This window comes from Pseudomonas sp. A-1 (genome assembly GCF_004801855.1).
In the GTDB taxonomy this organism is placed as follows: domain Bacteria; phylum Pseudomonadota; class Gammaproteobacteria; order Pseudomonadales; family Pseudomonadaceae; genus Geopseudomonas.
In genome coordinates, this window is the sequence record NZ_SSTC01000113.1 from 1 (window position 1) to 9,470 (window position 9,470).

At 63.1% G+C, this 9,470-nt stretch carries 6 protein-coding genes and 1 pseudogene; 4 read left to right on the forward strand and 3 right to left on the reverse strand.

Annotated features, from left to right (window positions below; translation table 11 throughout):
- The 3 genes from E5198_RS18770 to E5198_RS18780 form a co-directional block, all read right to left on the reverse strand.
- Positions 1-251: TRAP transporter large permease subunit (locus E5198_RS18770; protein WP_136491473.1), on the reverse strand; the 251-nt coding region annotated here is incomplete at its 3' end.
- The gene (locus E5198_RS18775; protein ID WP_136491474.1) at positions 248-775 is read right to left on the reverse strand and encodes a TRAP transporter small permease; all 528 of its coding nucleotides are present in this window, start codon (positions 773-775) and stop codon (positions 248-250) included. The genes E5198_RS18770 and E5198_RS18775, both read right to left, overlap by 4 nt.
- 6 nt (positions 776-781) lie before the next feature.
- Positions 782-1,831 carry a TRAP transporter substrate-binding protein gene (locus E5198_RS18780; RefSeq protein ID WP_136491475.1) on the reverse strand — a complete coding sequence of 350 codons (1,050 nt, stop codon included), beginning with the start codon at positions 1,829-1,831 and terminating at the stop codon, positions 782-784.
- A 494-nt stretch (positions 1,832-2,325) separates the two neighbouring features.
- On the opposite strand from E5198_RS18780, the gene E5198_RS18785 reads away from it, so the two are divergent.
- From E5198_RS18785 to E5198_RS22245, 4 genes and pseudogenes are all read left to right on the forward strand, one after another.
- Positions 2,326-4,473: a type I secretion system permease/ATPase gene (locus E5198_RS18785; protein WP_136491476.1), complete on the forward strand. Its 2,148-nt coding sequence runs from the start codon at positions 2,326-2,328 to the stop codon at positions 4,471-4,473.
- On the forward strand, positions 4,470-5,894 hold the full coding sequence (locus E5198_RS18790; RefSeq protein ID WP_136491477.1) for an HlyD family type I secretion periplasmic adaptor subunit: 1,425 nt from the start codon (positions 4,470-4,472) through the stop codon (positions 5,892-5,894). Before E5198_RS18785 ends, E5198_RS18790 begins: the two co-directional genes overlap by 4 nt.
- A gap of 247 nt (positions 5,895-6,141) precedes the next feature.
- A complete protein-coding gene (locus E5198_RS18795; RefSeq protein WP_136491478.1) occupies positions 6,142-7,029 on the forward strand; it encodes a hypothetical protein in 888 nt (295 codons plus the stop codon).
- Between the two features lie 33 nt (positions 7,030-7,062).
- Positions 7,063-9,470 (forward strand): annotated as a pseudogene (locus E5198_RS22245) (hypothetical protein); the annotation flags it as partial.

A 9,470-nucleotide genomic window follows, 5' to 3' on the forward strand; every position in this document is an offset into this window, starting at 1 on the left:
CGCGACAGGCCGCCGTGGGTGGCGAACTGGCCCATCAGCACGAACAGCGGAATCACCGCCAGGTCGTAGTTGGACAGCCGCGAGTAGGCCAGGTTGTTGAGGGTGAACAGCAGCGAGGACAGGTCGCCGTCGTTGACCGCCCAGAAGCAGGCGGCGCCGCCGATCAGCATGGTGATGCCGATGTGCACGCGCAGGGCCAGCAGGGTGAGGGTGATGGCCAGGGCGATCAGGCCGAGACTCAGACCGCTCATGGACGACCTCCGGACAGACAGACGGAAACCCGGTAGGCGCTGGCCAGTGCCAGCAGGATCAGGCTGGGCACGATCAGCGCCAGCGGGATCCACATCGGGATCGACAGCAGGGTGGACACGTCGCCGTACTCCAGGTTGTCGCGCAGCTGCAGCGCGGTGCGCCAGGCCAGGATCAGCGCCCCGCTCATGCACAGCAGATGGGCCACGGCATCCAGCAGGCGCTGGGCGCCGGCGGGCAGCTTCATGGTGAAGGTATCGACCTTGATGTGGGTGGCGCGCACCTCGCACAGCGGCAGGAAGGCGGCGATGGCGATGGACGCGCCGATCTCCATCAGCTCGATGTCGCCGCGGATCGGTGTGTTGAACAGCTTGCGGCCGATGATCGACACCAGCGACATGTTGATCAGCGCCAGCAGCACCACGCCGCCGGCAAGTGCGAAAGCTTGGCAGGCCAGATAAAGAACGCGGCCCAGAGGGCCGCGTTGCAGTTCCAGGCCGCCTTCGAGGGAAAGCGACTCAGCCATGATGGATTACCGGGCCTGGGCCTGAACCTGGGCCTGAGCCTGAGCCGCGGCGATCTCGCGCACGCCCTTGAGCATGGCGTCGCCGTCGACGCCCTTGGCGGCGACTTCCTTCACCCAGTTCTGCGCCACCGGCTCGGCGGCCTTCTGCATGGCCGCGTAGTTCTCGGCGCTGATGTTGACGATCTGCTCGGCCGGGGTGGCCTTGACCGCGCCTTCCATGTGCTTGTCCCAGACGTTACTGATCATGTCGTTGAGCGCCGGGCCGCTGTTGCGCTCGATGACCTCCTGCAGGTCCTTGGGCAGGCTGGCGAACTTCTTCTCGTTCATCAGCATGGTCAGCACGGTGCTGGTCAGCGACGGCGAGCCGGCCGGCGGCTCGCTGTGGAAGCTGGTCACTTCGTCGACCTTGACGTCGCGGATGGTGCTCCAGGTGAACAGCACGCCGTCGATCACGCCCTTGGACAGCGACTCGGTCATCTGCGGCGGCGGCATGCTCACCGGCGCGGCGCCGAGCGACTCGACCAGCAGCGCCGAGGCGCGGTGCGAGGCGCGCAGCTTCATGCCCTTGAGGTCGTCGAGGCTGGTGATCGCCTTGCTGCGGGTGTGGAAGCCCATGCCACCGTCGCCGTGCATGGCCAGCACCTTGTAGCCCTTGAAGTCGTCCTTGGCGTACTGCTCGTAGAACTTCCAGATGATCGGGTCGCTGTTGCGCGCACCGTAGGGCATCAGGAACGGCTGCTCGACCGCCTCGATGCGCGGGAACTTGCCGGGCGAGTAGGACGGTGCGGTCCAGACGATGTCGGCCACGCCGTTGCGCACCATGTCGGCCAGCTTGGCCGGGGTGCCACCGAGCTGCATGGACGGATAGATCTGGCACTCGAGTCGACCGGCGGACTCCTCCTTCAGCTTGGCGCACCAGGGCTCGAACATCTCGCGCTGCTGGTAGGAGGTGGAAGGCAGGAAGTGGCCGAACTTGAGGGTATAGGTCTCGGCGGCCTGGGCGGAGGCGGCGCAAGCGAAGGCGGTGACCAGTGCGGCCAGCTTGAGGCGTTTCATGTGATGCTCCCGAATTATTCTTGTATCGGCTTGTAGGGCTCTGAGGCTCTGATCAGCACGCGGCAGCGCGGGGCGGATAGCGAGCCCTTGTCGCCGAGCATACCCAAAAAGAGACACAGATCAACAAGCAAAAAGTCTATTTCGGTATCCCTTGCCGACATGCGCAGGCCTCGCAGCACCCCGCACAAACCGCACGACCAGTCACATTACCGCATGAAACCTGCACTCCAGAGCCATCACATGAAACAAGAGCAGATTCACAAGCAGCCGGCAAACGATACAAAAATCATGAAAACCACCTCAGCACCTGAACAAATATTCTGAGCCCGGCCCCTCCTCCCCTGCGGCGAAACGCCCGTCCCCTCCGCCCGCGGCCCCGCGGCAGGATTTTTCCGAAAGTGTGGCGGGCATCGAGGAGCGGCGGGCCGCCATCGCGCAGAATCCGCAACCCGGTGCAGGAGCGCATCGACTCCTGAGCATTGCATGGACGCTACATGGACGCACGAGGAATGGGCGCCGCCTCTCCGGCGCTCGATACGGGCCTGGCCTGCCTGGTCATGCTCGCCCGCTTTCACAACCTGGCCGCCTCGCCCGAGCAGCTCGCCCACGAGTTCGCCGAGGACGGCCGCGCCTTCGGCCGGGCCGAGCTGCTGCTGGCGGCCAGGAAACTGGGCCTCAAGGCCAAGACCGCACGCAGCCGGGTCGGGCGCCTCGCCCATACCCCGCTACCCGCCATCGCGCTCGACAACGACGGGCGCTTCTTCATCATCGCGCGCATCGACGACGGCAAGGCGCTGATCCACGACCCGCAGGCCCAGCGCCCCGAGGTGCTGGACTTCGCGGAACTCGAGGCGCGCTGGAGCGGCGAGCTGGTCCTGCTCCGCTCCGAGGCGTCGCTGGCCGGCGAGCTGGCGAAGTTCGACTTCACCTGGTTCATCCCGTCCATCGTCAAATACCGCAAGCTGCTCGGCGAAGTGCTGCTGGTGTCCTTCGTCCTGCAGATCTTCGCGCTGCTCACGCCGCTGTTCTTCCAGGTGGTGATGGACAAGGTGCTGGTGCATCGCGGCCTCAGCACCCTGGACGTGATCGCCATCGGCCTGCTCGGCATCATGCTGTTCGAGACGCTGCTCAGCGGCCTGCGCAGCTACGTGTTCGCCCACACGGCGAGCCGCATCGACGTCGAGCTGGGCTCGCGGCTGTTCCGCCATCTGGTCAGCCTGCCGCTGGCCTGGTTCCAGGCGCGCCGGGTCGGCGATTCGGTGGCGCGGGTGCGCGAGCTGGAGAACATCCGCAGCTTCCTCACCGGCAACGCCATCACCCTGCTCCTCGACGTGCTGTTCTCGGTGGTGTTCATCGCCGTGATGTTCCACTACAGCGGCTGGCTGACCCTGGTGGTGGTCCTCTCGCTGCCGCTGTACTTCCTCATTTCCCTGCTCGTCACCCCGCTGCTGCGCGCCCGCCTGCAGGAGAGCTTCAACCGCGGCGCGGAGAACCAGGCCTTCCTGGTCGAGACGGTCAACGGCATCGACACCCTCAAGGCGATGGCGGTGGAACCGCAGATCGGCCGCAAGTGGGACAACCAGCTGGCCGGCTACGTGGCGGCCAGCTTCAAGACCCAGACCCTGTCGACCATCGCCAACGAGAGCGTCGGCCTGGTCGGCAAGCTGGTGACCGTCGCCACCCTCTGGCTGGGCGCGCGCCTGGTGATCGACGGCGATCTCACGGTGGGCCAGCTGATCGCCTTCAACATGCTCGCCGGACGCGTCGCCCAGCCGATCATGCGCCTGGCCCAGCTGTGGACCAGCTTCCAGCAGACCGGGGTGTCGGTGCAGCGTCTCGGCGACATCCTCAACACGCGTACCGAGCTATCCCAGGCCACGCGCAGCGCCCTGCCGCCGCTCAAGGGCGAGATCGAGTTCGACCAGGTGCACTTCCGCTACCGCCCGGACGGCTCGGAGATCCTGCGCGGCATCGGCCTGCACATCCGTCCCGGCGAGGTGATCGGCGTGGTCGGCCGCTCCGGCTCCGGCAAGAGCACCCTTACCCGCCTGCTGCAACGCCTCTACGTGCCCGAGCGCGGGCGCGTGCTGGTCGACGGCATGGACCTGGCGCTGGCCGACGTCTCCTCGCTGCGCCGGCAGATCGGCGTGGTGCTGCAGGACAGCATGCTGTTCGCCCGCAGCATCCGCGAGAACATCGCCCTGACTGACCCCGGCGCGCCCATCGAGGCGGTGATCCAGGCCGCCCGCCTGGCCGGCGCCCACGAGTTCATCCTCGAACTGCCGGAAGGCTACGACACAGTGGTCGGCGAGCACGGCGCCTCGCTGTCCGGCGGCCAGCGCCAGCGCATCGCCATCGCCCGCGCGCTGATGGGCAATCCGCGCATCCTGATCTTCGACGAGGCCACCAGCGCACTGGACTACGAGTCGGAGCGGATCATCCAGCAGAACATGAAGGCCATCTGCCAGGGACGCACGGTGATCATCATCGCCCACCGGCTGTCCGCCGTGCGCGACGCCAACCGCATCCTGGTCATGGACCGCGGGCAGATCGTCGAGCAGGGCAGCCATGCCGAACTGCTGACCCACCAGGCCGGCCACTACTCGCGGCTGTACCGCCTGCAGCAGGGGGACGCCGCATGAGCCAGCCATCCGCCACCCGCGCCTTGCTGCGCCGCTACCGCAGCGTCTGGCGCCACGCCTGGCGCCACCGCAAGGAGATGGACGCACCGCAGCGCCTGAGCCACGAAGTGCAGTTCCTGCCCGCCGCCCTGGCCCTGCAGGAGCAGCCGGTGCACCCGGCGCCGCGCTACATCCAGTGGGCGATCATGGCCTTCGCCGCCCTGGCCCTGCTGTGGGCCTGTCTCGGCGAAATCGACGTGGTCGCCACCGCCAGCGGCAAGATCGTGCCCAGCGGCAAGAGCAAGGTCATCCAGCCCAGCGAGGTGGCGGTAGTCAAGGCCATCCACGTGCGCGATGGCCAGGCGGTGAAGGCCGGCGAACTGCTGGTCGAGCTGGATGCGCAGATCACCGGCGCCGACGTCGAGCGACTGAAGAGTGACCTGCTGGCCGCCCAGGTCGACAGCGCCCGCGCCGGCGCCCTGCTGGAGGCGATCCAGAATCGCCGCGAGCCGCCGTCGCTGGCCGAGCGCCTGGCGCAGGCCAGCGCCGAGCAGCAGCTGGCCGCCCAGCGCTGGCTGCAGGGCCAGTACCTGGAGCTGCGCAGCACCCTCGCCCAGGTCGAGGCGGAGATCGAGCAGCGCTCCGCGGAAATCCGCGCCGCCCAGGCCAGCGTGGCCTCCCTGCAGAAAACCCTGCCGATCACCCGCGAGCTGGCGGCGGACTACCACAACCTGCTGGAGCGCAAGTTCATCTCCAAACATGCCTGGCTGGAGAAGGAGCAGCAGCGCCTCGACCAGGAGCGCGAACTGGCGGTCCAGCAGGTGCGCATCGCCGAGCTGAACGCGGCGCGAAAGGCCGCCGAGAGCCGCCATGCCGGCGTCCTCGCCCAGACCCGCCGCGCCATGCTCGACCTGCAGCACGAGTCCGGACAGCGCGCCGCGGCGCTGACCCAGGAACTCAGGAAGGCCGAACAGCGCAACCGCCTGATGGCCCTCACCGCCCCGGTGGACGGCACCGTCCAGCAACTGGCCATCCACACCCAGGGCGGCGTGGTCACCGAGGCCCAGCCGCTGATGGTCATCGTGCCCAGCGACGCGCCGGTGGAAGTGGAAGCGATGCTGGAGAACAAGGACATCGGCTTCGTCCGTCCGGGACAGGAGGTCGAGATCAAGGTCGAGACCTTCACCTTTACCAAGTACGGGGTGGTGCACGGCGTGGTGACCAGCATCTCCAACGACGCCATCGAGGACGAAAGGCTCGGACTGGTGTACAGCGCGCGGATTCGGCTCGAGGAGAACCGGCTTCGCGTGGGGGATCGGGATATTGCGCTGTCGCCGGGGATGGCGGTGCGGGCGGAGGTCAAGACCGACAAGAGAAAGGTGATCGACTACTTCCTGAGTCCGCTCAAGAAATATCAGAACGAGAGCTTGATCGAAAGGTAGCCCCACCCAGTAAACCAGCAAGACAGCCCTGAATATCCGGCACAAATGAAATCACTGACAACCACGAAGAACATACATCCATCATCCGCACTGCATGTCTGTCTTGTTCAAAAACAGCATGAACATGGATTTTTGAATCCATCGAACATACCACGACCTGCAGAGCAAATCCCGGAACACCCCTGAATCAGAGCTTACCAACCAGCCATTCACACTCAAGAAATTTCATCCCTCTGAGACTATGGGCATGGCGCAGAAAACACCTTGGCGAACCTTACGACAGAGCGCTTACTTTCTAATTGGCCTGACAGTACCTGCCAGCTATCTTGCCTGGAAAACCCAAGCAGCCGAGAGTTTGACAGCCGGCGCTCACTCGCCGCAAAGGGGTCTTGACCAGCACGCCCAGAACTATTTCATTGGGGATCTTGGAGGAACTAAGGTCCACATCCCGAAATACTGCGCAGAGCATGTTGAATACGATGCAGACCCGGGCTTTGGCGAACGCCGGAAAGGACCTGAACCAGAGCGCACCGTCGACTCAAGGCTACGCAGCTTTGGAATTGACGCGCGTTTTCCAGAAATGAAATGCAAGCAGAGCAAGGCAATGCAGGAGGATTATCGTCATCAGTTTTTGAACCAGAACAACAACTGGGTCAGCATCGGCATAAATGCCGGCGAAATATATCCTGGCGCAGAGGCTGCGAACAGGCATGCAGGATATGTCAAGCGCAGCATTGAAAAGCCAACCGAGTTCTGGTTCGAGAACTACGAACGAATTCCTGAATTGGTCTTTGGGCTGGATGCTTACGTAGTGAAGGGCATCGATCCCTACTCTGGCAGTCCAGCCAGGGAAAGCGAAAAAACCAACGACAAATTCTTCAGTTACGACAAGTCTGGTGCTGCCGACACATACATCTCGTGCAGCAAGACAAATGTATCTGGCGGCGTATCAACCTGCGCCATGAAATTCAGCATGGAGCCGACCGCCAAAGCCCTCGTCAACATTCGTTTTGCCAGATCACTACTTCCACAATGGCGCAACATCCGGCAGTCGACCATTGACCTGCTAACGAGCTTTGCTACCCCAAAAGAGGACCTTGTTCGATCAGCCAGACAGAGTTCAAACAGGAATTGACTCCACACTTACACGAATAGAAGGAACTGGACCATGCCACAAGCAGTAACGAGTACCCAACTCAACAACCTTCAACAATCCGTTCAATCCGGCGGGGTAGGTGCCGCCGCGCAAGCATATGGCAACCTCTATGCACAAGGATACAACTATGCCGGCTGGGCAGGAGGCGTTGCCACAGGAGATACCATCAGCGGACAGGCCGCCTTGAGCTATCTGCAAGGAACAGCCATGATGGGCATGGGCGGTGACCAGTGCCGAAATCTGACTCAGCAGCAGATCGACAAGATCCGCACCGACATGGCAAATCAGACTTTGGAAAAATACAAAGAGATTGCCAGAGAAAATGGCGGCATCCTTGATCGCGACTTGACATACCAAGAGACAAAAGACATCCACGACAAGGTCTTTCGGGAAAACTCCCTGAGCCTTGACAACTGGACTCTGAATACCCCCATGGAACTCATCCGCGAAAAGTATGGAGACCAAGCGGTTGAGAACCTGTGGAAACAAATACGCGATACCGGCGGAGATGGTGCCGACGCAGCAATGATCAACACCATCTTGCTGACATTCATGAAGGGTGCGCAGGACTCGCAAAACCCCGAAACACGACAGAAGGCCGATTCATGGCTGGATCAATTCGATGAACTCTCCGAATGGTGGGACGTAATCAGCGATTTCGTCTCCACAAACTTCACTTCTGCCCTGAACTTCATCCAACGCAGCGACCCTCTAACCCTTGATGTTGACGGCGATGGCATCGAAACTGTCTCTGCAAACTCAGGCATCACCTTCGACTTCGACGGCGACGGCCTGAAAACCGGCACCGGCTGGGTCAAGGGTGACGACGCCCTGCTGGTTCGCGACCTCGACGGCAACGGCCGGATCGACAACGGCAGCGAGCTGTTCGGCGTCGACACCATCAAGCGCGACGGCAGCAAGGCCAGGGACGGCTTCGACGCCCTGCGCGAACTGGACAGCAACGCCGACGGCGTGTTCGACGCCCAGGACGAGCACTTCGCCAGCGTGCGGGTCTGGCAGGATCGCAACCAGGATGGCGTATCCCAGAGCAACGAACTGAAGACACTGGGCGAGCACGGCATCGCCTCCATCAGTCTCGGCTCGACGGCCTCCAGCCAGAACTCCAACGGCAACCTGATCAGCGCGACCGGCAGCTACACCCGCAGCGATGGCACACAAGGTTCGCTGGCCAATCTGGACTTGGCAGCCAACGCCTTCTATCGCCAGTTCACCGACCGCATCGCCCTCGACGACACCGCGAAAGCCCTGCCCGACATGCAAGGTTCCGGAGCCGTACGCGACCTGCGCGAAGCCAGCATGCTCAACGCCGGCCTAAAATCCGTCCTTGGCGAATACGGCGCAGCCGAAACGCGTCAGGAACAGCTCGCGCTGCTCGATCGGCTGATTGCCGAATGGGCGGGTAGTTCGGGCTATCGGACCTTCGACCAGCGGGTCAGCGATCTCGGCACCGATGCCTACAAGGTCGAATTCGCCTACTCCTGGGAAAAGCCGACTGCCAGCTTTGCCGTAGGCAGCACCAGCGGCGGCAGCGGAAGTGGCGGCTCGATAGCCATCACCGAAGGATTGACGTCCACAGGACCCACGGCAGCGCAACTCGAGCAGGCGGCGCTGCTGGAGAAGATCAAGTTCCTGGAGGTTTTCAACGCCCAGAACTTCTTCAACTTCACTCGGCCCGCCAGTACCAGCGACAACGACGGCCTCAGGTTCAGCGCCAGCATCTCCAGCGGAAGCATGAACGGCGGCAGCGTCGGCGGGAGCATCAGCATCGCCGGACAGACCTTCTACATCACCGAGCAAGACATTTCCATCAATGCCGGGCAGGCAGCGCTCATCAATCAGGCCTATGCCGCCCTGCGCGAATCCATCTATCAAGGACTTCTGCTGCAGACCCGCCTCGAGCCATACATCAAGGAGATTTCGCTCGACCTCGGCGAGAACGGCTTCACCTTCGACTTCAGCGGCATTCTTGCAAAGCTGGAAGAAACTCGCGCAAGCGACCCGGTCAAGGCGACCGTCGACCTGTTCGAGTTGAGCAAGGAAAAATTTGCCGGCGTCAGCGTTGCCATCCACGAATCGGCCCTGATCGGCGAGTGGATACAGCAACTCACCTCCGCGCAAATCGAAGAACTCAAGGCTCAATTCGGTCCTGAAAGCCGGGTCGTGATCGATACGGCGAATGCTGGAAGCCTGCAAGGCGGCAACGGCACCGACTTCCTGCTCGGGATCGGCGGCAACGACACCCTGCGCGGCGGCGAAGGCAACGACTATCTGGACGGCGGCGCCGGCAACGACTCCCTGCAGGGCGGCAACGGTAACGACCTGCTGCTCGGTGGTGAGGGCAACGACTACCTCTACGGCGAGAACGGCAACGACGTCCTCGACGGCGGCGCCGGCAACGA